Source organism: Candidatus Obscuribacterales bacterium, assembly GCA_036703605.1.
In the GTDB taxonomy this organism is placed as follows: Bacteria; Cyanobacteriota; Cyanobacteriia; order RECH01; family RECH01; genus RECH01.
In genome coordinates this window covers 1-1,230 of sequence record DATNRH010000887.1, presented here as the reverse complement: position 1 = coordinate 1,230, position 1,230 = coordinate 1, and the positions used below count along the sequence as shown (strand labels likewise).

The window sequence follows — 1,230 nt, the reverse complement described above, 5'->3', positions numbered from 1 at the left end:
GGCGGAGAGACAGGAAGACCATTAAGAGAATAGAGCATGTTGTCTAGAATTGAGTACAAGACAACATAACAGGACCGGTATCGCCATAGAGCCATGACCCCATAGATGAAAACATCCAAAAATAAGAGCCTTTGTAGCGTTTGAAGCTTCGAGCTAGGTCAGGCCACAAACAAACTAACCACAGCTATACTAGATGGGACATAGCGCTGCTATTTTGCCAACGCTCAGGCGTTAATCCATAGAGTTCCATAGAGTATTGATGCAAAGCGTTTGTGTCTGTACCTAGCACTTGGTCTAAGTGCCTAGATGGTTGATAGAACTGATACTAAGGTTATGACCTCGATTGCGCTGGCTATCGTCATTCTTGTTGTGGTTGTCGTTGTGATGTCTCGCTCTCAACGCAGGAGACGTGGACTATGGCGATCGCCCCGCGCCTCATCCACATCCCAGTCTAAGTCGCTACCACAGACAAAAAAGCAGCTCATCCGCTTGAATGGCGGCAACCGTGATGTAGCTCTACGGTTAGTTGAACAACTACGACTCCGCTATCCGGATCGCTCAGAGCAATGGTATTGGGAAAAAGCAATTTTTGATATCGAACGCGATCGCCGCGTCTAATCGATCAGGTTGCGGCAAGCCTACCTTCGGAAGAGTCAGAGGGAAGGGCGATCGCGTCCTAGGAGATAGGTCAATGGACAGACTAGCTATGTGGATCAGATCTCCCATTTGGAAATCTGATCCGTCGATGAGGTTCATTGAACTCACATTACTCGACATCTTGAACAGTGACATGCTCTTCTTCAGGTAGTGAATAGACAAAACTAACCTGAAGGTTAAGGCGCAAATGGCCCGATCGCCACGGTTCTCCTGGAATCAGCATGTCTGCGTCATAGCTCCCATCCAGCAAATCACTCATTTTTCCACCTACGATGCTCATAGGTCGCACTGTCTCCCTGATCTTACCAAGCCAGTCTCCAATGTCAATCACAGCGGTGGCTACACGATTATTACGCCTTTCATTGAATTTAATGATCGCTGTTTTGGCAACCAGGCACTGGTCAAAAGGAATGGAGACGAGGCGATCGCCATTAGCGACGTCCGCTGCATCTCGTCCCGGCGGAATAGGTGCTACTTCCAAGCGATCGAGTTCTGCCTCGATCGCCGCCCGACAAATCTCTGACCAGTTTGCCTCTACGTTGGCCATTTGTGCCTTCAAGTCGTCTGGCACAT

2 protein-coding genes are annotated in these 1,230 nt (G+C 48.9%); one reads left to right on the top strand and one right to left on the bottom strand.

All coding sequences use genetic code 11. The features are described from left to right. The first annotated feature begins 333 nt into the window (after positions 1–333). Positions 334–618, top strand: coding sequence for a hypothetical protein (locus tag V6D20_18210; protein ID HEY9817716.1), 285 nt, complete (start codon positions 334–336; stop codon positions 616–618). 148 nt (positions 619–766) lie between these two features. Here the strand turns inward: V6D20_18210 and V6D20_18205 are convergent. Beyond that, positions 767–1,230: hypothetical protein (locus V6D20_18205; protein HEY9817715.1), on the bottom strand; the 464-nt coding region annotated here is incomplete at its 5' end.